Here is a 20,384-nt window from a genome sequence, read left to right as displayed (position 1 = left end):
CCAACCGAATAGGCTTGGCGCGTGACCTACGACCTCCTGATCGCCGGCGGCGGCATCAACGGCTGCGCCATCGCCCGCGAGGCCGCCTTGCTCGGGCTATCCGTCCTGCTGGTCGAGAAGGACGACCTCGCCGCCCACACCTCCTCCGCCTCCAGCAAGCTCATCCACGGCGGCCTGCGCTATCTCGAAACCTATGAGTTCCGGCTGGTGCGCGAGGCGCTGCACGAGCGCGAGCGGATGCTCGCCGCCGCGCCGCACCTGATCCGTCCGATGGCGTTCGTCCTGCCGCACGCGCACAGCGTCCGCCCTTGGTGGATGGTCCGCGCCGGGCTGTATCTCTACGACCTGCTCGGCCTCGGCTCCTCGCTCCCGCGCTCGCGCGCGCTACGCCGCGACGACCCCCGCCTCGCACCCATCGCGCACAATGTCGGCGGCTTCCTTTACTGGGATGCGCAGGTCGACGACGACGCTCTGGTCCGGGCCAATGCCGCCGATGCGATCGCCAACGGCGCGCAGATCGAGACCGGCGTCGGCGTTACCGGCGCGGAGCGCGGCGGGGCGGGCTGGCACGTCTTCCTGAGCGACGGCCGCACCATCGACGCGCGCGCGATCGTCAACGCCACCGGGCCATGGGTGAAGGATTTCCTCGCAAGAATCCGCATCCGCAGCGACAGCGGCCTCCAGCTGATCAAGGGCAGCCATATCGTCGTGCCGGCGCTGTGGGAGGGCGACCATGCCTATATCCTGCAGCAGCCCGACCGGCGCGTCGTGTTCGCGACGCCCTGGCGCGGGAGCACGATGATCGGCACCACCGACGTGCCGGTGAAGAACCCCGGGGATGCGGGGATCACGCCGGACGAGATCGACTATCTCTGCGGCGCCGCGAACCGCTATTTCACGCGCCAGATCGCCCCGGCCGACGTCACCGCCACCTGGTCGGGCGTCCGCGCTCTGTACGACAACGGCGCGGGCGAGGCACGCAAGGTCACGCGCGACTATGTGCTCGAGCTCGACACGCGCGGCGCGCCGGTCCTCTCCGTGTTCGGTGGCAAGATCACCACCGCCCGCGCGCTTGCCGAGCACGCCATGGCGAAGCTCGGCCCGGCGATGGGATTCACGGCGCGGCCGATGACGCGCGACCGGCCTTTGCCCTGAAGGACATTTCGCGCCGCAGGGCCGTTGTGGACGCATGGCCGACACCGAAACCGCCCAGAATCTGCTGACCACCTGCATCCAGGACCTGCTCGCGGGCGAGCAGGACCTTGCCGCGCGGCTACCCGCCGTCGCGGCTCAGGCGAAGGACGAGGCGCTTCGCACGACCCTTGGCGAGATCGCCGCCCAGGCGCAGGCTCATGCGCAAAGTCTGGAAGACAGCGGCCGTGCCAAGGGTGGTCCCGACAATCTCTGGATGCGCGGCATCCTCGACGATGCCGAGCGCGATACGCGCACGATCGCCGCCGGCCCCCTGCTCGACACCGCGATGATCGGTGCGGTGCGCAAGGCGCTCGCGGCAAAGCGCGCGTCGTACGAGACCGCGATCGCGATGGCCGAAGCGCTCGCCGAGCGCGAGCTCGCGACGACCGTACGGCGCCTGCATGCCGACGAAGCCGAATCGGACGCCCGCCTCAGCGCGCTGCTCGCCGAAACCGCGGCCGCCGCTGTCGGCGCTTGGGCAGGTCAGCCATAGGCGATCCACCGCCCCAGCGTTCCTACCGTCAGCCACAGCGCGATCGACACCGCCGCCATGGCACGCGCCGCCATCGGGACGCGGCCGCTCCATCCGCCGATCCGGTCGCCCCAACGCCAGCGGAACGCCGCGGCATTGGCCAGCGCCAGCGCGATCAGCATCAGCTTCGTCCGAAAGATCCCCGATCCCGCCAGCGACCGGCCGTCCGCCGCGAACAGCACCAGCCCGCTCGCCGCCATCACCGCCAGCCCGGCGATCGCGACCGGCGTCAGCGCGCGCGACAGCGCCTCTACCGGCAGGCGGCGCCACAATCCGGCGATGCGCAGATCGACCACGCCGATCCCGCCGACCAGCATCACCAGCCCGAGCAGGTGGAAGCTGTTCGCGACCGGATAGACCAGCCCGGAACCGCGCGCCCATGGCCCCACGCCGATCGCGTCGAGCCATTGCGCCGCGGCGAGAAGCAGCCCCTCCAACCCCGCGCCTCAACGCAGCTCGACGGTCTTGCTGCCGATCGTGATCCGCTCGATGCGCATCTCGGCGGTGCCGTCGCGGCGGGCATAGCCGGTCAGGCGGATCTTCTTGCCCGGCGCGACCTCGGCCTGGGTCAGCCCGCGCGCCTCCATGCGCCCGGTCGGCGCCAGGATCACGTCCCAGCTCTTGCCCTGCCAGTTCATCTTCGCGGTGCCGTGCGGGTTGCCCCAGCTAAGCTGGGTGAAGGTCCCGTTGATCGTGAGCGGCTTGCTTTCGTCGTAAGACGACCAGCCATGATGCGCGGCGGCCGGCAGCGCGATGGCGACGGCCGCGGCGAACAGCGTGAGCGAACGCATGTCTATGTCTCCCGATAAGGATGCGGGAGGATACGCGCGAACGCCCGCGCGGTTCAATCAATAGGCCCGCGCCACCAGGATCCGCTCCACCGCGGGCCGTCCGGTGAAGATGCACGTCCCGTCCGCCGCCGCCGCGTCGAGCGGCACGTTGCGGAAGGTGAGCTTGAGCGCCTTGACGCGATCGACCACCTTGTCCAGCTCCTCGCCGGTCGGCCTGGCCCACTGCACCTCGACCCAGCCCGGATATTTGTTCGGCGCCTCGAAATAGGCCTGCAGCGCGTCGAAGCTGTCGACGCCGCGCACGATGTTGGACTCGAGCTTGGCGCGTGCCTCGCGGTGAAGCGTGGCCTGGATTTCCTCCAGCAGCCCCGCCGCCTGCGCGACGAAATCGCCCTTCGCCACGATCGCGCTGTCGAGCTTGCCGTCCTCGCGGTACAGCCGGTCGCGGCGGATCACCGATACGTTGCCGCCCGCCATATCGCGCCCGCCCACCTCGATCACCAGCGGCGCGCCTTTCTTTACCCAGCCCCAGCGCTTGGTCGCCGCCTTGGTCGCGCGCGTATCGAGCAGCACGCGCACCGGCTCGCCGAACGCGGCCAGTCCGGCCAGCTCGGACTTGAGCGCCTCGCAATAGTCGAGCAGCGCGGCATCCTCGTCATTGTCGCGCAGCATCGGCACGATCACCACCTGCCACGGCGCCAGCCGCGGCGGCACGCGCAGCCCGTCATCGTCGCCATGCGTCATGATCAGCCCGCCGATCATCCGCGTCGACATGCCCCAGCTGATCGTGTTGGCATGCTCGAACTCGCCGCTCGCATTCTGGAAGCGGATGTTCTGGGCATGCGCGAAATTGGTGCCGAGGAAATGGCTGGTGCCGGCCTGCAGCGCCTTGCCGTCCTGCATCATAGCCTCGATCGAATAGGTCGCGACCGCGCCCGGGAAGCGCTCATTCTCCGGCTTCTCGCCCGCGATCACCGGGATCGCCGCGACGTCCTCGGCGAAGGCGCGATACATCTCGAGCGCCTTCAGCGTCTCCTCGCGCGCCTGCTCGGGGCTGGCATAGGCGGCATGGCCTTCCTGCCACAGGAATTCGGCGGTGCGCAGGAACATGCGCGTGCGCATCTCCCAGCGCACCACGTTCGCCCATTGGTTGACCTGCACCGGCAGGTCGCGCCACGACTGGATCCAGCGCGAGAAGGCGGTGCCGATCACCGTCTCCGATGTCGGCCGCACCACCAGCGGCTCCTCCAGCTTCGCCTCGGGATCGGGGGTCAGTCCGCCCTTGCCGTCGCCGATCAGCCGGTGGTGAGTGACCACCGCCATCTCCTTGGCGAAGCCCTCGACATGCTCCGCTTCCTTCTCGAAGTACGAAAGCGGGATGAACAGCGGGAAATAGGCGTTGTCATAACCGGCGGCCTTGATCCGGTCGTCGAGCAGCCGCTGGATGCGCTCCCAGATGCCATAGCCCCATGGCCGCATCACCATGCAGCCGCGCACCCCCGATTCCTCGGCCATGTCGGCTTCCGAGATGACGGCCTGGTACCAGGCGGCGAAGTCCGCTTCGCGGGTAAGGTTGAGCGCGTGCTTGATCATGGCCGCGCGGATAACGTGTCTCGCGGCGCGCGTCACCCCGGTTCGCGGCTTGCCCCCATGCGCCGCCGCTCCTAGGCGGTAAGCATGCCCACTGATCGCATCATGCTCGGCCTCGGCCTGCGCCTGCTCGCGATCCTGATGCTCTCGACGATGGGCGCGCTGATCAAGCTGGTCGAGACGCGCGGCGCGCATCTGGTCGAGATCATGCTGTTCCGCCAACTCTTCGCGATCCCCTTCATCCTCGCCTGGGTCGCGATGGGAGCGGGCCTCGCGTCACTGCGCACCCAGCATTTCGGGATGCACGTCACGCGCTCGGCGGTTGGGCTCACCGGCATGGTGTTCAACTTCGGCGCGGTGCTGCTGCTGCCGCTGGCCGAGGCGACTACTTTCGGCTTCACCGTGCCGATCTTCGCCACGATCCTCGGCGCGCTGATCCTCAAGGAATCGACCGGCTGGCATCGCTGGGGCGCCGTGCTCATCGGATTCGCCGGCGTGCTGATCGTCGCTCAGCCGGGCGGCGGCCACATCCCGCTCGGCGGCGCGCTGGTCGGGCTCACCGCGGCGCTGTTCGTCGCGCTGGTCGCGATCCAGCTGCGCCAGATGGCCCGTACCGAGGATCCGCCCACGACCGTCTTCTGGTTCTCCACCCTTTCGGTCCCGCCGCTCGCGATCGGCTATCTGTTCGTCGCCGCGCCGCACGATTGGCAGACCTTCGCGCTGCTGATCGCGATCGGCCTGGTCGGCGGCGCCGCGCAGCTCGCGCTCACCGCATCGCTGCGCTTCGCCCCGGTCTCGGTGGTGGTGCCGATGGACTATTCGAGCCTGATCTGGGCGACGCTCTACGGCTATCTGCTGTTCGGCGCGCTGCCCGGCCCATGGACCTGGGCCGGCGCGCCGCTGATCATCGCGAGCGGCCTCTACATCGTCTGGCGCGAGCGCCAGCGCGGCCTGCCGCGCGCCTCGCCGGTCACCAGCGCGGACGAGCCCGCGCCTAACGTCGATAGATCAGCATGAGGTTGTTGGCAGGCATCTCCACCAGCCGCTCGAACGCCAGCCCGCGCGCCATCGCCGCCGCGCTCACCTCGGCCACGTCGCGCAGCCCCCAGCGCGGATCGCGTGCCTTGAGCGAAGCGTCGAACGCCTCGTTCGACGGCGCCGTCTCGACCTCCGCCCGGCGATAGGGGCCATAGAGAATCAGCGGCGCGCCCGGCACCAGCACCCGCGCCGCGCCGTCGAGCAGTCCCAGCGTCGCCTCCCACGGGCTGATATGCACCATGTTGATGCACAGCAGCGCGTCGGCCCGCTCGATCGGCCAGTCCGGCGCCGCGGCATCGATCGCCAGCGGCGGCGCGACATTCGCCAGCCCCACGCACCACGCCGCAATCGACGCCAGCGCCGACGGCTCCGGATCGCTTGGCTGCCAGTGCAGGCCCGCAAACCGTTCCGCGAAGAACGCGCAATGCTCCCCGCTCCCGCTCGCGATCTCCAGCACTACGCCGGACGCCGGCAGCACCTCATCGAGCACCGCCGCGATCGCCTCGCGGTTGCGCGCCGTCGCCGGCGCATGCTTGCGCACCGCGCCGGTGTCCTCGGCGGCGATCCAGGGCGTCGGATCGGCCACCGTCCCCCCTACTCCGCCGCCTCGGCCTGCGCCGGTTCCTTCCACACCAGCACCGGCTTGCGCGCCGCCTGGGTCTCATCCAGCCGCCGGCGCGGCGCGAAGTGCGGCGCGGACTTGAGCGCCGTGTCGCCCGCCTTGGCCCGCTGCGCGACCGAACGGAACGCGCCGATGAACTGGTCCAGCGCCGCCTTGCTCTCCGTCTCGGTCGGCTCGACCAGCATCGCGCCGTGCACCACCAGCGGGAAATAGACCGTCATCGGGTGGAAGCCCTCGTCGATCAGCCCCTTGGCGATGTCGAGCGTCGAGAAGCCCTCGGGCAGTCCCTTGTCGCTGAAGATCGCCTCATGCATGCACGGCCCGCTCCTGGCGAAGGGCGCGTCGAGCACATCCTCCAGCGCGCGCAGCACATAATTGGCGTTGAGCACCGAATCCTCGGCGACCTGCCGCAACCCGTCCGCGCCGTGGCTGAGGATATAGGTCAGCGCGCGCGTGAACATGCCCATCTGGCCATGGAACGACACCATCCGGCCGAAGCTCTCGGCATGATGCTCGCCCGCGGTCTCTTCCTCGACCAGCACGAACTGGTCGCCCTGCTTCTCGACGAAGGGCAAGGGCGCGTACGGCGCCAGCGCCTCCGACAGCACCACCGGCCCCGAGCCCGGCCCGCCGCCGCCATGCGGGGTGGAGAAGGTCTTGTGCAGGTTGATGTGCATCGCGTCGATGCCAAGGTCGCCGGGGCGGACCCGGCCGACGATCGCGTTGAAGTTGGCGCCGTCGCAATAGACGTATCCGCCCGCTTCATGCACCGCGTCGCTGATCGCCTTCATGTCCGGCTCGAACAGGCCGCAGGTATTGGGGTTGGTGATCATCACCCCCGCCACGTCCGGCCCCAGCCGCGCCTTGAGCGCCTCGAGGTCGACGCGCCCGGCTTCGGTCGCCGGAATATCCTCGACGGTGAAGCCCGCGAACGCGGCGGTCGCCGGGTTGGTGCCATGCGCGCTCTCGGGCACCAGCAGCACCTTCCGCGCCTGCTGGCCCTTGGCGTCGAGCGCCGCGCGGATCGCGAGGACACCGCACAGCTCGCCATGCGCGCCCGCCTTGGGCGACATCGCCACCGAGTGCATGCCCGTCAGCGTCACCAGCCAGTGGGCGAGCTGGTGGATCACCTCGAACGCGCCCTGCACCGTGTCGACCGGTTGGAGCGGGTGGACGTCGGCGAACCCCGGAAGCCGCGCCATCCGCTCGTTGAGCCGCGGATTGTGCTTCATCGTGCAGCTGCCGAGCGGGAACAGGCCCAGGTCGATCGCGTAGTTCTGGCGGCTGAGGCGCGTATAGTGGCGCACCGCCTCCGGCTCGGACAGGCCCGGCAGGCCGATATCCTTGTTGCGCGCGAGGCCGCCGATCCGCGACGCCGCCTTGGGCGCCTCGGCGAAATCCACGCCCGTGGTGTCGAGCGAGCCGATCTCGAAGATCAACGCCTCGTCGAGCATCAGCGCGCGGTTGCCGGTATAGGTCGCGCTGTCGCTGCGCTCGCCGGCGTTCATCTCGGGGCGCCAGCCTGACTGGTTGATGCTCATGCCAGCACCTCCTGAAGCGCGGCGGCAAGCGTCTCGACGTCCTCCGCGGTGGTGGTTTCGGTGACCGCGACGACGAGGCCGTTCTCCAGCGCGTCCTCGCCCGGATAGAGCCGGCCCAGCGACACGCCCGCGAGGATGCCCTTGTCGGCGAGCTCACGAACGATCGGCCGCGCTTCCTTCGACAGCTTCAGCGTGAACTCGTTGAAGAAGACCGGCGTCACCAGCTCGACCCCCGGCACCTTGGCCAGACGGTCCGCAGCCGCACTCGCGCCGGCATGGTTGAGCGCGGCGAGCTGACGCAGCCCCTTCTCGCCCAGCAGCGTCATGTGGATCGACCAGGCCAGCGCACACAGCACGGACGACGTGCAGATATTCGACGTCGCCTTTTCGCGCCGGATATGCTGCTCGCGGGTCGACAGCGTCAGCACGAAGCCGCGCTTGCCCTCGGCATCCACGGTCTCGCCGCACAGGCGGCCCGGCATCTGGCGGACGTACTTTTCCTTGCAGCCGAACAGGCCGACATAAGGCCCGCCGAACTGAAGCCCGACGCCGATCGACTGGCCCTCGCCGACGACGATGTCCGCCCCCATCTCGCCCGGCGACTTGATCGCCCCCAGCGCCACCGGCTCGGTGACCACCGCGACCAGCAGCGCCTTCTTGGCCTGGCACGCCGCGGCGAGGTCGCTGAGGTCCGAAATGCGGCCGAGGATGTCGGGATATTGCACCACGACGCACGAGGTCTCGTCGTCGATCATGCCGATCAGCTTGTCGGTATCCGGCTCGGCGGTCAGCTCGGGCAGCGCGGTCACCAGCTGGTCGCCGGTATATTTCGCCATCGTGTTGGCGACCGACACGTAATGCGGGTGCAGCCCGCCCGACAGGATCGCCTTGGCGCGCCGGGTGATGCGCCGCGCCATGCCGATCGCTTCCCAGCAGGCGGTCGATCCGTCATACATCGAGGCGTTGGCGACATCGGTGCCGAGCAGACGCGCGACCTGCGTCTGGAACTCGAACATCACCTGTAGCGTGCCCTGCGCGATCTCGGGCTGGTAGGGCGTATAGGCGGTCAGGAACTCGCCGCGCTGGATGATGTGATCGACGCTCGCCGGCACATGGTGCCGATACGCCCCGCAGCCGAGGAAGAAGGGCGCTTCCCCCGCCGACAGGTTCTTGCGCGCCAGCGCGGTCATGTGCCGCTCGACCGCGAGCTCGCTGGCATGCGGCGGCAGCCCCGCGATCGGGCCGCTCAGGCGAACGCTCTCGGGGACGTCGACGAACAGATCGTCGATCGCCGCCGCGCCGACCGCCGCGAGCATCGCCTGCCGGTCGTTGGGAGTCAGGGGAAGGTAGCGCATCACGTTTCCTGAAAACGTCACCCCAGCGAAAGCTGGGGTCTCGGGCGGCAAGCGCGGCGGTCTAAACGTCGCGCTCGCGGCGGGAGATGCCAGCTTTCGCTGGCATGACGGTTGATTGTTAGAGCTTGCTCACGAAATCCGCGTACTTGGCCTCGTCCATCAGGCCGTCGAGCTCGCTGACATCGCTCAGCGACATCCTGAAGAACCAGCCCTCGCCCTCGGGGTCCTCGTTGACCAGCGCGGGATTGTCCTCCAGCGCCGGATTGCCCTCGATCACGGTGCCCGAAACCGGCGCATAGACGTCGCTCGCCGCCTTGACGCTCTCGACCACCGCGGCGTCGTCGCCCTTGCCGACCTGCTTGCCCTCTTCGGGCACCTCGACGAACACGATGTCGCCGAGCTGGCCCTGCGCATAATCGGTGATGCCGACCGTCGCGGTGTCGCCGTCGACTTCGATCCACTCATGGTCTTCGGTGAAATAGCGGCTCATTTGGGTCCTCCCTCACGGACGTAACGGTGCGGGACGAAGGGCATCGGCACCACTTCGCCATGATGAATCTTGCCGCGCTGGCTTAGTGTCAACCGAGTGCCAACTTCCGCCATCGCGATCGGGACATAAGCCATCGCGATCGGCTTCTGCACGGTGGGCGCGAAGCCGCCGCTGGTGACGCGCCCGACCTCGTTGCCCTCCTCGTCGAGCACCAGCGCGCCCTCGCGCACCGGCTGGCGCCCTTCGACGATCAGGCCGACGCGGCGCTGGATCGGGCCCTGCTCGCGCTCGAGCAGGATGCGCTCAGCGCCCGGGAAGTTGGCCTCCTCGCGCCGCCGCTTGCTCGCTACCGCAAAGCCCAGCGCCGCCATGATCGGCGTCGTCTCGGTATCGAGGTCGTGCCCGTACAGCGGCAGGTCCGCCTCGAGCCGCAGCGAATCGCGCGCGCCGAGGCCAATCGGCTTCACTTCGGGCTGCGCGGTCAGCGCATCGGCCAGCGCCGCGGCCTTGTCCGCCGGCACCGAGATCTCGAACCCGTCCTCGCCGGTATAGCCCGATCGGCTGATCCACAGGCTGGTGCCGTTCCACTCGAACCGCCCGCCGCGCATGAACACCAGCGCCTCCACGCCCGGCACCAGGCGGCTCAGCGCGTCGACCGCCTTCGGCCCCTGCAGCGCGAGCAGCGCATGCTCGTCCATATGGTTGATCTCGATCGCGTCGGGCAGATGCTCGCGCAGATGCGCGATGTCGTCCCATTTGCACGCGCCGTTGACGACCATGTAGAGGCCATCCTGCCAGCGGGTGAACATGAGGTCGTCGAGGATCCCGCCATTCTCCGCCAGCAGCAGCGAATATTTCTGCCCGTCGACCTTCACCCCCGCGACGTCGGCCGGGATCAGCGCCTCCAGCGCCGCGTCAAGCCCTTCGCCCGACAGGAACAGCTGCCCCATGTGCGACACGTCGAACAGCCCCGCACTCTCGCGCACCCACAGATGCTCGGCCATGATGCCTTCATACTGCACCGGCATCTCGTATCCCGCGAACGGCACCATCCGCCCGCCGCGCGCGCGGTGCCACGCGTCAAGCGGGAGCAGCGCCAGTTCTTCGACGATTTCGGGCTCTTGGGCGTCGCTCATCTTCCGGTCTCCAAAGGAATCGACGGAATAGCCGCAGGATGCGGCATCTTACCGTCGCCCCCTCTGTCACGGAACCTGAGAGCTTTCCCCCGGATCAGGTCCGGGGTTACCCCTTCGGTGGCCCCGGATCGGGTCCGGGGCGCTTTCCAGAGTGTCGTGGCCCCGCGCGGTCCTGGGTGCCTGAGAGATTCCGGGGCGGTTGCTCCTTCGGCGGAGGTGTTTGATCACCCCTGCTCTCCCGCGCGTGCCTTAAGCAGTTGCCCGCCGCCGACGTTTTCCGTCTGCTGCGGCGGACCAACCGAGTCAATCGGGAAGTTGGTTTGTCCACTTGTTTGCGGCACCAGCCCGCTCCCCCACCCGGCCACCCATCAAAGATACCCTGAAGTGGGTGGCCGGGTGGGGGAGCGGGCTGGTGCCGCGCGCCGCGCAAGCGGCGCCTACAACTCAGCGCGTCGCGTTGTACTTCAGCTGCTCGTCGGTCAGCTGGAAGCCGACCAGCGCCTCGAACGTCGCGCGCAGCACCGCCTGGCGGATCTCGGGCCGGGCCAGCGGGTCCACCGCCGCGGTCTCGTCGCCGGCCTTGCGCTTGGCGTTGATCTGGCGGCGGATATCCTCGGGCAGCGTCGCGGCGGCGCGCGAGACGACGGCATAGCCGACGCCGGTCGCCGATGCGCGGCTCTGCCCCTCGGCGAAGCTCAGCGTCACCTGCCCCAGCCGCTTCGACACGACCGAGCTGCCGCCCTGCACCACCGCGACATAATAAGGCAGCGTCACCTGGCGCGCCTCGCTGCCGAAGCGGCGGCTGCCCAGCACCTCGAAGTTGATCACCGTCTGGATATCCTCGCCCGCGTCGTTGCAGGTCGAGGTGACGTTGGTCAGCACCGCGGTCACGTCGATCGCGTTGGCGTCGCGGCTGGTCGGCGAATTGAACAGGGTGACGTCCCCGGTATGGGCGGCCACGCCGACGCGCGGGCAGGCCGAACGCACCTGGGTGATGCCGCCTTCGGCGATGTCGCCCGTTTTCGCGCAGCCCGCGAGTGCCAACATCGTCGTCGCGGCGAGAGCCAGATTGCGGATACGCAAGGGGGACACCTTTCCTGAAACCTTCCTGTGGCCGCCTTCACCCGGAAACCGGCGCGGCCCGTCATAGGAACCGCCTTTCGCCCGCGCAAGCAATCGCGTAGAGCCGCCTCGACATGAGCACCGTTGAGAAACCCGCCCTCGAGCTCCTGATCGCCGCGCCGCGCGGTTTCTGCGCCGGCGTCGATCGCGCGATCCAGATCGTCGAGCGCGCGATTCTGAAGCACGGCGCCCCCGTCTATGTCCGGCACGAGATCGTCCACAACAAGTTCGTCGTGGATTCGCTCAAGGCCAAGGGCGCGGTGTTCGTCGATGAGCTGGACGAGGTGCCCGATGGCGTGCCCGTGGTCTTCTCCGCGCACGGCGTGCCCAAATCGGTGCCGGCCGAGGCGCAGGATCGCGGCCTCGCCTATCTCGACGCCACCTGCCCGCTGGTGTCCAAGGTCCACCGTCAGGCCGAGCGGCTGGTCGCCGCGGGCCGCCACATCCTGTTCATCGGCCATGCCCGCCATCCCGAGGTGATCGGCACCTTCGGCCAAGTGCCCGAGGGCAGCATGACGCTGATCGAGACCGAGGCGGATGCCGAAGCGGTCACGGTGGACGATCCCGATAACCTCGCCTTCCTGACGCAGACCACGCTGTCGGTGGACGATACCGCCGCGATCCTCGTCATCCTCCAGCGCCGCTTCCCCGGCATCGTCGCGCCCAAGGCCGACGATATCTGCTACGCGACCTCGAACCGCCAGGCGGCCGTCCGCGCGATCGCCGAGGCGTGCGATCTGGTGCTGGTGATCGGCGCGCCCAATTCGTCCAACTCGCTGCGGCTGGTCGAGGTGGCGGAGCGCGAGGGCACCGATGCGAAGCTGATCCAGCGCGCCGGCGATCTCGATTTCGGCTGGCTGCGCGGCGTCGGCACGCTCGGCATCACCGCGGGCGCCTCGGCCCCCGAAACGCTGGTGCGCGAGGTGGTGGACAAGCTCGCCACCCGCTTCCAAGTCAGCGAGCGCGAGGTCGAGACGGCGCAGGAAACCATCACCTTCAAGCTGCCCCGCGGCCTCGAAGCGGCGTGATGCAGATGCCAGCCCCCACCCGTCACCCCAGCGAAAGCTGGGGTCTCCCGCCACAAGCCGCGCGCGCGCGTCGCCGCAGCCTGCACCGTCCCTTATCCTCCCCCGCCAGGGGGAGGTGGCACGCGCAGCGTGACGGAGGGGGCGGATGCCAGAACGGCTGTTGGGAGCCCTCCCCCTCCGTCGCCTTCGGCGCCACCTCCCCCTGGCGGGGGAGGATTGCTCGCCCCCTCCCACTGAAATGCCCCGCCGCCCCGTCCCGCGCCCAGGCCGCGGCGCTCCGCTGATGGCAGTCTACACGCAGGTCTCGGCGGAAGCGCTCGCCGCCTTCCTCGCCCGTTATGACGTGGGCGAGCTGGTCTCGGCCAAGGGCATCGCCGAGGGGGTGGAGAACAGCAACTATCTCGTCGAAACGACGCGCGACCGCTTCATCCTGACGCTCTACGAGAAGCGCGTCGATGCCGGCGACCTGCCCTATTTCATGGGCCTGCTCGATCATCTCGCCGACAAGGGGTTGGCGGTGCCGCCCGCGATCAAGGACCGCGACGGCGTCGAGATCCAGGAGCTGAACGGCCGTCCGGCCTGCCTCATCAAGTTCCTGTCGGGCGTCTCGGTCTCGCACCCGACGCCGAATCAGGCGCGCGCCGCGGGCGAGGCGATGGGCCAGATGCACCGCGCCGTCGCCGACTTCGCCCTCGATCGCCCCAATTCGATGGGCGCCGACACCTGGCGCCCGCTGTTCGATCGCTGCGGCGCCAGCCTCGACCAGATCGCATCGGGCCTCCACGCCGATCTCGGCTTCGCGCTCGACGCGACGCTGGCCAACTGGCCCGGCGACGAACTCGACCACTGCGCGATCCATGCCGATCTCTTCCCCGACAATGTCCTGATGCTGGGCGACAAGGTCACCGGCCTCATCGACTTCTACTTCGCCTGCACCGACATCCGCATCTACGACCTCGCGGTGATGCACAGCGCCTGGGCGTTCGACGCCAGCGGCGCGCACTACGACGCCGCGGTCGGCGAAGCGCTGATCGCCGGCTACGAAGCCAGCTTCCCGCTCACGCAAGCCGAGCGCGCAACGTTCGCGACGCTCGCGGCGGGGGCCTGCATCCGCTTCACCTTGTCGCGCGCGTGGGACTGGCTCAACACGCCTGCCGATGCGCTGGTGATGCGCAAGGACCCGCTCGCCTATGTCCGGCGCCTCAGGCACTATGCCCCCGATCTGGTGAAGCACGTCGCATGACCGCCGAGATGCCGCTGGTCGAGATCGCCACCGATGGCGCGTGCAAGGGCAATCCCGGCCGCGGCGGCTGGGGCGTGCTGCTGCGCATGGGCGCGACCGAGAAGGAGCTCTCGGGCGGCGAGGCGCACACCACCAACAACCGCATGGAGCTGATGGCGGCGATCCAGGGGCTGAACGCGCTCAGGAAGCCGTGCCGGGTCAGGCTGTCGACCGACAGCCGCTACGTCATGGACGGCCTGACCAAATGGATCAAAGGCTGGCAGCGCAACGGCTGGAAGACCGCCGACAAGAAGCCGGTGAAGAACGCCGATCTGTGGCAGCAGCTGCTCGACGCCGCCCGGCCGCACCGCATCGAATGGGTCTGGGTCAAGGGCCATGCCGGCCACCCCGACAACGAGCGGGCGGACCAGCTGGCGAGCGACGCGGCGCTAAGGGCCTAGGGATCGGCGGAGCGGCGTCCGCTATGGGTGGAGAGCGGCCATTGATGTTCAGAGAAGCGAGGCAATTTTCGTCCACTGCTCGCGAGTATACCGTCGATACATCCGTTTCTTCAGCCACGACATTGGAGGCAACATGCGGCCCTATCGAAGAGAGCGAAGCATAATTTCCCGCACTTCATCCTCGGTCCAGCTTGTCCATTCCCCGGCTACGTCGAGCAAATTGGTGACGAAGGCAGGTGCAACCTCATCTTCAAAAATCTCTTTCAATAATATGCGGGAATAGGCGGAGTTGCGGAGCGCGGCGTCGATCTCGGTGTAATCCTCGTCCGACAACTTTGTATCCAAAAACACGTCAGACAAGGCATGCCACACGGGCAACCTTTTCTCGATCTCGGCATCAGAATGCACCATGCCGAGAAATTGCCTGACGTGCGATACGTCCGCAATGGGGTCGTTAACGGTCGCCCCTCGCTCCGTCATCCCGGCCTTGTGCCGGGATCCACGGCGCCGCGGGCGATGCGATCGAGCCGCTTGCTTCCAGTTCGCCTCGCGGTGGATCCCGGCACAGGGCCGGGACGACGACTGAATTGCATGCTCGTTATGGGGCGTGCCGCACGGCCCGCTCGTCACGCGATGGTCGTGCGCTCCCACTTGCAGGACGAACAGCCAAGCAACGCGGAGTGGCGAAACCTGCCCAACGCCAACATCGTCCACGACATGTTCTCAACCGGCAGCGGCCCCGCGCCGCCGATTGCGCCCCGTTCTCCGCCGATCCGGCGGCCCCGAGCCTCACGCCACTGCCCTGAAGCCTGCAGAAAGCCCCGCGAAATTACACGACGCTTTCCTACACGAACCTATTTGGTTATAAGGGGGTCAGGACAGCAGCGGAGAAATGCAAAGTGGAATCGATCAGCCTTCCTCGACCGGCGCGCCGGGGCCGTTCTTCAGGATCGATTCGATCGCGTTCTTCGCCGATGCCTTGCTGGTATAGCCTTCGGTCCAGAAGATGATTTCGCTGTTGTACTTGAACTTGGCGACATACTCGCCGGCCTTGTTCTGCTCGATCACGAACTTGTGCGCCATACTCGGCCTCCATCGTTGCGGCTTGCCAACGATAGCCGTTCCGCCGGGCGCGTCTAGTCGCGGAATCGCCGGGCCGAATAGGCGGCGGGATCGAGATGCGCGATGGCAGGATCGGGCGGCGTGCCCAGCAGCATCGACGCGGCGAGCATCGACGCGGCGGGCGCGGTCTGGATGCCGAACCCGCCCTGCCCCGCGCACCAGAACAGCCCCGGCACCAGCGGATCGAAGCCATAGACCGGCTTGCGGTCGCGCGCGAAGCTGCGCAGCCCCGCCCATTTGCGCTCGACCGCCTCGATCCGCCAGTCGACCGCGCCCTGCAGCTTGTCGATCGCAGTCGCGACATCCAGTTCGTCGGGCGCGGCGTCGCACGGCGCGCTCGGGATCTCGTCATGCGGGGAAAGCCATAGCCGCCCGGCCTCGGGCTTGAAGTAGAAGCGGTCGCGCGCGTCGGTCACCAGCGGCAAGCTCGCCTTCACTGGCGGATCGACGCGCAGCTGCACCATCGTGCGGCGCAGCGGCGTGATTCCGATCGCCGGCGCTCCGGCGAGCTGTGCCACCGGATCGGCCCAGGCACCCGCGGCGTTGACCAGCACTTCGCCCTCGAACACCCCGGCGCGGGTCTCGATCCGCCAAGGGCCGCTGCGGCCGGCCGCGGTCACGCCCGCCGAACAAACCAGCTCCGCCCCCGCCCGCCGCGCGGCGGCCAGATAGGCGGCATGCAGCCGCGCGACGTCGATGTCGGAGCAGGTCGGGTCCCACAGCCCCTCGGTCCATTCGGGGCGCAACCCGGGGCAACGCGCCACCGGGTCGGTCTCGCTCAGCGTCACCCCCGCCGCGGCGAACGCAGCCGCGAATCGGTCGAGCACATGCCGGTCGGCGCGGGTGGCGATGAACAGCTGGCCGCGCGGGCCGAGGAAGCTCTCGCCCCCCATGTCCGCCGCCGGGTCGCGCAGGAACGGCGCCGACGCGATCGACAGCGGCTGGATGTCCGGCCCGCCATAGGTTTCGGACCAGAAGGCCGCCGAACGCCCGGTCGCGTGATAGCCGGGCTGCTCCTCCCCCTCGAGCAGCAGCACGCGCGCATGCGGTGCGACCTGCGCGGCAAGGCTGGCCCCGGCGATCCCGGCGCCGATGATCACGATGTCGTAACGGCTCATCGCTGCGGCGTCTGCGCCTCCAGAAACCGGTCGATCTCGCCGATCGCGCGATCCCGCACCGCATCCGCCTCGCGCAGGATCTCGTGTGCGCTTTCCGGTCCGAAACGCACGATCCGCGCGCCGGGAAGCCTGGCGAGCGTGGCGAGCCCGGCCTTCGCATCGACCAGCCCGTCATGCTCCGCGACCAGCGCGAGCAACGGCACGTCCATGTTCGCCAGCGCCGGGCTGTCGCGCAGCTCGCGGGTCGATCGGAACGCCTCGATCAGCCATTTCCAGCTGGGCGGGCCGGTGACATTGGCGGGATTGGCCTTCTGCCACCACAGCTCGTCCTGGTAGCGCTCGCGGTCGTGCGTCAGCAGCGACTGGCGCGATTCGATCGTATAGGGCCGCTCATTGTCCTTCCACGCCGCGCGCGCGGGATCGCCCAGGCCGCCCATCAGCCGCGCGAACCGCTCGCCGAGCGACGCCATGCCGAGCGGCGATCGAAGACCCAGCATCGGCGCCACCAGCACCGCCGCGTCGGGGCGGATCGCCCGCTCGACCAGCGCGCGCAGCACCAGATGCCCGCCCATCGAATGGCCCATCACCACGTGCGGGCCGGGCGTCGTCGCCTGCCACTCGCGCGCGAAGCCGCGATAGTCGGCGACATAGTCGGCGAAATCCTCGATATGGCCGCTCTTCGCGCCGTTGACGCGGCCCGATCCGCTCTGCCCGCGCCAGTCGAACCAGCTGATGTTCCAGCCCTGCGCATGCCAGTGCGCCAGCGTCTCGAGATATTTCTCGACCACATCGCCGCGCCCGCCCTGGAACAGGATCGAACCGCGAACCGGACCGGTCGCAGGCCAGTCGAACCGGCGCAGCGGCCAGCCGTCCTCGGCGTGCCAGACGCCGATCGTGGCCCCTGTGGGAATCGCCCTGCGATCGAATGGTGAAGACGCCATTTGCGCTGGTTACGTTTTGGAAAGCCCGCTCGTCTAGGCATTACTCGAAATGGGGGCGGTCGCATCTTTGATTCTTCTGGTCGTGCTCGGCCTGATCCTGGTCTCCGCCGGGATCGAGGACGCACGCAAGCGCGAGATCGCCAACTGGAAGAACGCCGCCATCGCCCTGCTCGCGGTGCCGTGGTGGATCGCCAACGGCCTCCAGCTGTGGCCCGACATCGCGATCCAGATCGGCGTGGCGATCGCCGTGTTCGCGCTGTTCGCCGGGGCCTTCCATTTCGGGATGATGGGCGGCGGCGACGTCAAGATGATCGGGGCGCTCGCGCTGTGGTTCCCGCTCCAGCCCCTGATCATGATGCTCGTCATCATGTCGCTGGCGGGCGGGGTCATCACGCTGCTGATGCTGATCGACAAATGGCTGCGGCGCCAGAGCGGCCAGCCCGAGGTGCCCTACGGCATCGCGATCGCCATCGCCGCGCTGCTCACAATTCGCGAACCGATTCTTAACCAGTTCTCGTGAATGCTTAACGCCGGTGAAACCCGGTCCTGAAGACTGAAAGGCCTGAGACGTCATGGATGGACGGAAGATCATTCTGCTGGTGGGCGCGCTTGTCATCGCCGCCATCACGGCATTCATGGCCCGGACCCTGATGGTGGGGACCCCTGCCCCGGTGGCCGGTGCGGTCCCTTCCGGCCCTGCGCCGGTCCACGGAGTCGAGGTGCTGGTGGCGACCAAGGCGCTGCCGGTCGGCACGATCCTCGGCCCGGAATCGATCAAGTTCGTGCCCTGGCCCGAAGAGCTGGTCGAGGGCGCCTATTATCGCAAGGCCGAGACCGACCTCAAGACGCTCCAGGGCACGGTGGTGCGCTTCGCGGTTCCCGCGGGCCAGCCGATCACCCAGGGCGGGCTGGTCAAGCCCGGCGACCGCGGCTTCCTCGCCGCCGCGCTCGGCCCGGGCATGCGCGCGGTGACGGTCCCCGTCTCCGCCCAGAGCGCGGTCGCGGGCTTCGTGTTCCCGGGCGACCGGGTCGACCTGCTGCTGACCCAGACGGTGAACGGCGGCGGCGACGGCCCCCCGCTCAAGGCGTCGGAGACGGTGCTGCGCAACCTGCGCGTGCTCGCCACCGACCAGAAGACCGACAAGCAGACCGACGAGAGCGGCAACACTGTCGTCTCCACCTATTCGACCGTCACGGTCGAGGCGACGCCGCGCATCGCCGAGAAGATCGCGGTCGCGCAGACGCTCGGCTCGCTGTCGCTGTCGCTGCGCTCCATCGCCGACAATGCCGGCGACCTCGAGGAAGCGATCGCCGCGGGCGAGGTTTCGGTGCCGGAAGGCAACGATCCCAAGGCTGAGAAGGCGATGCTCGCCCGCGTCGCGGCGCGCCCGATCGAGGGCCGCTCGACCTTCTCGACCGGCGCCGACGTGTCGCGCTTCCAGCGCAGCACCGTGCCGGGCAAGGCATCCGAAGGCACCGCCGTCGCGCCCGGGGGGGCGCTCCCGGCGGCAGCGCCGAAGGTCGAAGGGCCGGTAGTCAAGATTTCACGGGGCAATTCCGTCACGGTGGTCCCGGTTGGGGGGAAGAATTGAGATGCGTTTGAGGGGGAAGCTTGGGGCGCCGCTCGCGCTGGCTGCCGTGGCGGGCATGACCGCCGCCGTGCCGATGCCCGCGATCGGCCAGACCGTTCACGCCGCACCGCGCGACATGGTCCAGATCGCAACCGGACGCGGGCGGATGATCACGCTCGCCGCGCCGATGTCGGATATCTTCGTCGCGAATCCGGAAGTCGCCGACGTCCAGGTCCGCTCGCCCACCCAGCTCTGGGTGTTCGGCAAGAAGGCCGGCGAGACGACCGTCTACGCCACGACCCGGGCCGGCAAGGTGGTCTATTCGGCCACGGTGCGCATCGGCAACAATTTCGACACCGTCGATTCGATGCTGTCGATGGCGATGCCGGACGCGAATATCGCCGCGACGCCGATGAACGGCTTCGTGCTGCTGACCGGCACGGTCGCCACGCCGAACGATGTCGCCGAAGCCGAACGGCTGACCCAGGCGTTCGTCGGCGAGGAGACCAAGGTCATCTCGCGCCTGCGCACCGCGACGCCGCTTCAGGTCAACCTTCAGGTGCGCTTCGCCGAGGTCAGCCGCAGCTTCGTCAAGAATATCGGGGTGAACTTCACCACGAAGGACACGACCGGCGGCTTCCTGTTCGGGCTGGCGCAGGGCCGCAGCCCGGGGTCCTTCACCGAAAGCGACCTCAGCAAATTCCCGATCGCGGAGATTCCGCTGCCCGGCGGCGGCTATGTCAAAGGTCCCTATGATCCGAGCACGGGCAAGTTCCTGAACCCCCGCGCCACCGGCATCACCGACGTGACCCGCGGCGCCGACAACGCGACGATGGGGCTGGCCGGCCGGCTGCTCGGCCTCGACGTGCTTGCCGCGATCGATCTCGGCGAGACAATCGGTCAGGTGACGACGCTCGCCACGCCTAACCTCACCGCCCTGTCGGGCGAGACCGCCAGCTTCCTCGCCGGCGGCGAGATCCCGATCCCGGTGGCGCAGGGCCTCGGCACCACCACCGTCGAGTTCAAGCAATATGGCGTCAGCCTCGCCTTCACCCCGACGGTGCTGGCGGACGGCCGCATCTCGCTGCGCGTGCGCCCGGAGGTGTCGCAGCTTTCGTCGGCCGGGGCGGTGCAGCTCAACGGCGTCACCATTCCCGCGCTCACCACGCGCCGCAGCGAGACCACGGTCGAGCTCGGCTCGGGCCAGAGCATGGTGATCGGCGGCCTGCTGCAGAACGCGCACAACAACAGCATCACCAAGACGCCGGGCCTGGGCGACGTGCCGATCCTCGGCGCGCTGTTCCGCTCGAACGGCTTCCAGCGCAACGAGACCGAGCTGATGATCGTCATCACCCCCTATCTGGTGAAGCCGGTCAACGCGAACGAGATCGTCCTGCCCACCGACGGCTACAAGTCGCCCAGCGACGTCGAGCGCGTGCTGCTCGGCCAGCTCGGCGGAAGCAACAAGGGCGGCGACCGGCCCAAGCCGGTGATGGCGCCGCCGGCCGGC

At 68.6% G+C, this 20,384-nt stretch carries 22 protein-coding genes and 1 riboswitch; of the genes, 9 read left to right on the top strand and 13 right to left on the bottom strand.

Annotated features, from left to right (window positions below):
- Positions 1-21: 21 nt before the first annotated feature.
- The gene (glpD, locus tag VGD28_RS00190; protein ID WP_331026304.1) at positions 22-1,155 is read left to right on the top strand and encodes a glycerol-3-phosphate dehydrogenase; all 1,134 of its coding nucleotides are present in this window, start codon (positions 22-24) and stop codon (positions 1,153-1,155) included.
- A 34-nt stretch (positions 1,156-1,189) separates the two neighbouring features.
- On the top strand, positions 1,190-1,687 hold the full coding sequence (locus VGD28_RS00185) for a DUF892 family protein (RefSeq protein WP_331026303.1): 498 nt from the start codon (positions 1,190-1,192) through the stop codon (positions 1,685-1,687).
- Here the strand turns inward: VGD28_RS00185 and VGD28_RS00180 are convergent.
- The 3 genes from VGD28_RS00180 to VGD28_RS00170 are packed head-to-tail and all read right to left on the bottom strand — an operon-like array spanning position 1,678 to position 4,110.
- Positions 1,678-2,163 (bottom strand): DUF6644 family protein, encoded by a 486-nt coding sequence (locus VGD28_RS00180; protein ID WP_331026302.1) that lies wholly within the window; start codon positions 2,161-2,163, stop codon positions 1,678-1,680. The two genes, VGD28_RS00185 and VGD28_RS00180, sit on opposite strands and share 10 nt — an antisense overlap.
- 9 nt (positions 2,164-2,172) lie before the next feature.
- Positions 2,173-2,517, bottom strand: coding sequence for a DUF6152 family protein (locus VGD28_RS00175; RefSeq protein WP_331026301.1), 345 nt, complete (start codon positions 2,515-2,517; stop codon positions 2,173-2,175).
- A 57-nt stretch (positions 2,518-2,574) separates the two neighbouring features.
- The gene (locus VGD28_RS00170) at positions 2,575-4,110 is read right to left on the bottom strand and encodes an aminoacyl--tRNA ligase-related protein (protein ID WP_331026300.1); all 1,536 of its coding nucleotides are present in this window, start codon (positions 4,108-4,110) and stop codon (positions 2,575-2,577) included.
- 84 nt (positions 4,111-4,194) lie between these two features.
- Between VGD28_RS00170 and VGD28_RS00165 the strand changes: the two genes are divergently transcribed.
- Positions 4,195-5,124: a DMT family transporter gene (locus tag VGD28_RS00165; protein WP_331026299.1), complete on the top strand. Its 930-nt coding sequence runs from the start codon at positions 4,195-4,197 to the stop codon at positions 5,122-5,124.
- On the opposite strand, the gene VGD28_RS00160 is transcribed toward VGD28_RS00165, so the two are convergent.
- From VGD28_RS00160 to VGD28_RS00135, 6 genes are all read right to left on the bottom strand, one after another.
- Positions 5,102-5,731, bottom strand: coding sequence for a DUF938 domain-containing protein (locus tag VGD28_RS00160; RefSeq protein ID WP_331026298.1), 630 nt, complete (start codon positions 5,729-5,731; stop codon positions 5,102-5,104). The genes VGD28_RS00165 and VGD28_RS00160 overlap by 23 nt on opposite strands.
- 8 nt (positions 5,732-5,739) lie before the next feature.
- On the bottom strand, positions 5,740-7,308 hold the full coding sequence (gene gcvPB, locus VGD28_RS00155; protein ID WP_331026297.1) for an aminomethyl-transferring glycine dehydrogenase subunit GcvPB: 1,569 nt from the start codon (positions 7,306-7,308) through the stop codon (positions 5,740-5,742).
- Positions 7,305-8,663, bottom strand: a complete 1,359-nt coding sequence (gcvPA, locus tag VGD28_RS00150) for an aminomethyl-transferring glycine dehydrogenase subunit GcvPA (protein ID WP_331026296.1) — start codon at positions 8,661-8,663, stop codon at positions 7,305-7,307. The genes gcvPB and gcvPA overlap by 4 nt, the downstream gene beginning before the upstream one ends.
- Positions 8,664-8,781: 118 nt before the next feature.
- The gene (gene gcvH / locus VGD28_RS00145; protein WP_331026295.1) at positions 8,782-9,153 is read right to left on the bottom strand and encodes a glycine cleavage system protein GcvH; all 372 of its coding nucleotides are present in this window, start codon (positions 9,151-9,153) and stop codon (positions 8,782-8,784) included.
- Complete coding sequence (gcvT, locus tag VGD28_RS00140; protein WP_331026294.1) at positions 9,150-10,289, bottom strand: glycine cleavage system aminomethyltransferase GcvT; 1,140 nt, start codon at positions 10,287-10,289, stop codon at positions 9,150-9,152. Before gcvT ends, gcvH begins: the two co-directional genes overlap by 4 nt.
- A 157-nt stretch (positions 10,290-10,446) precedes the next feature.
- A riboswitch (glycine riboswitch) is annotated at positions 10,447-10,540 on the bottom strand.
- 193 nt (positions 10,541-10,733) lie between these two features.
- Positions 10,734-11,336, bottom strand: a complete 603-nt coding sequence (locus tag VGD28_RS00135; protein WP_331026293.1) for a hypothetical protein — start codon at positions 11,334-11,336, stop codon at positions 10,734-10,736.
- A gap of 149 nt (positions 11,337-11,485) precedes the next feature.
- Here VGD28_RS00135 and ispH point away from each other — a divergent pair, with 149 nt between their 5' ends.
- The 3 genes from ispH (at position 11,486) to rnhA (ending at position 14,122) form a co-directional block, all read left to right on the top strand.
- Complete coding sequence (ispH, locus tag VGD28_RS00130) at positions 11,486-12,439, top strand: 4-hydroxy-3-methylbut-2-enyl diphosphate reductase (RefSeq protein ID WP_331026292.1); 954 nt, start codon at positions 11,486-11,488, stop codon at positions 12,437-12,439.
- A gap of 283 nt (positions 12,440-12,722) precedes the next feature.
- On the top strand, positions 12,723-13,682 hold the full coding sequence (thrB, locus tag VGD28_RS00125) for a homoserine kinase (protein ID WP_331026291.1): 960 nt from the start codon (positions 12,723-12,725) through the stop codon (positions 13,680-13,682).
- Positions 13,679-14,122, top strand: coding sequence for a ribonuclease HI (gene rnhA, locus VGD28_RS00120; protein WP_331026290.1), 444 nt, complete (start codon positions 13,679-13,681; stop codon positions 14,120-14,122). The genes thrB and rnhA overlap by 4 nt, the downstream gene beginning before the upstream one ends.
- A 141-nt stretch (positions 14,123-14,263) precedes the next feature.
- Here the strand turns inward: rnhA and VGD28_RS00115 are convergent, their stop codons facing one another.
- The 4 genes from VGD28_RS00115 to VGD28_RS00100 all read right to left on the bottom strand — a co-directional run bounded on the left by VGD28_RS00115 (position 14,264) and on the right by VGD28_RS00100 (position 17,303).
- Positions 14,264-14,836 (bottom strand): DUF7079 family protein, encoded by a 573-nt coding sequence (locus VGD28_RS00115; protein ID WP_331026289.1) that lies wholly within the window; start codon positions 14,834-14,836, stop codon positions 14,264-14,266.
- A 195-nt stretch (positions 14,837-15,031) separates the two neighbouring features.
- Complete coding sequence (locus VGD28_RS00110) at positions 15,032-15,205, bottom strand: YegP family protein (RefSeq protein ID WP_075153369.1); 174 nt, start codon at positions 15,203-15,205, stop codon at positions 15,032-15,034.
- A 53-nt stretch (positions 15,206-15,258) separates the two neighbouring features.
- On the bottom strand, positions 15,259-16,362 hold the full coding sequence (locus tag VGD28_RS00105) for an FAD-binding oxidoreductase (RefSeq protein WP_331026288.1): 1,104 nt from the start codon (positions 16,360-16,362) through the stop codon (positions 15,259-15,261).
- Positions 16,359-17,303, bottom strand: a complete 945-nt coding sequence (locus VGD28_RS00100) for an alpha/beta hydrolase (RefSeq protein ID WP_331026287.1) — start codon at positions 17,301-17,303, stop codon at positions 16,359-16,361. Before VGD28_RS00100 ends, VGD28_RS00105 begins: the two co-directional genes overlap by 4 nt.
- 49 nt (positions 17,304-17,352) lie before the next feature.
- Between VGD28_RS00100 and VGD28_RS00095 the strand changes: the two genes are divergently transcribed.
- From VGD28_RS00095 to VGD28_RS00085, 3 genes are all read left to right on the top strand, one after another.
- Positions 17,353-17,823 (top strand): A24 family peptidase, encoded by a 471-nt coding sequence (locus VGD28_RS00095; RefSeq protein ID WP_331026286.1) that lies wholly within the window; start codon positions 17,353-17,355, stop codon positions 17,821-17,823.
- A gap of 52 nt (positions 17,824-17,875) precedes the next feature.
- Positions 17,876-18,895 (top strand): Flp pilus assembly protein CpaB, encoded by a 1,020-nt coding sequence (cpaB, locus tag VGD28_RS00090; RefSeq protein ID WP_331026285.1) that lies wholly within the window; start codon positions 17,876-17,878, stop codon positions 18,893-18,895.
- A gap of 55 nt (positions 18,896-18,950) precedes the next feature.
- On the top strand, positions 18,951-20,384 hold a 1,434-nt coding region (locus VGD28_RS00085), incomplete at its 3' end, for a type II and III secretion system protein family protein (protein ID WP_331026284.1).

The organism is Sphingomonas sp., assembly GCF_036402235.1.
Classification (GTDB): Bacteria; Pseudomonadota; Alphaproteobacteria; order Sphingomonadales; family Sphingomonadaceae; genus Sphingomonas.
Note: the sequence above shows the minus strand (reverse complement) of the source record. Positions and strands in the feature narration are given on the sequence as shown.